Here is a 389-nt window from a genome sequence, read left to right as displayed (position 1 = left end):
ACCAGTGCATGCCGTAGACGTCATCGGTGCCGTACGCGGCCTTCAGCTCGGCTGCGATCGGGTCCGAGCCGACCGGGATGGCGCTGTCCAGCACCGCCGGGTAGCGGTCCATCCGCGGGTGTTCGGGCGCGTAGGTCGCCGGCTTCGACGCGTTGTACTTGTCGTTGGTCGGCTGGTCGGCCTTGGCCGGGATGATGAACCTCTCCATCGACGCCCAGGCGGACTTGAACGGTGCCCAGTCACCGCTGACGCGGCCGTAGCTCGCTTCCAGCCACAGGTAGTAGCTGAACGCCTCGGAGGTGGTCTGGTGACCGTGGTCCGGTGCCTCGACCATCAGCGTCTCGACCGAGTGATACGGCACCAGCAGGTCGCCGAACTTGCGGAAGTAT

General features: G+C 66.1%; 1 protein-coding gene. It reads right to left on the bottom strand.

The features are described 5' to 3' along the window. On the bottom strand, window positions 1-389 hold a 389-nt coding region (locus SK803_RS46440; protein ID WP_319972655.1), incomplete at both ends, for a glycoside hydrolase family 48 protein.

This window comes from Lentzea miocenica, from assembly GCF_033949945.1.
GTDB lineage: Bacteria > Actinomycetota > Actinomycetes > Mycobacteriales > Pseudonocardiaceae > Lentzea > Lentzea miocenica.
Note: the sequence above shows the minus strand (reverse complement) of the source record. Positions and strands in the feature narration are given on the sequence as shown.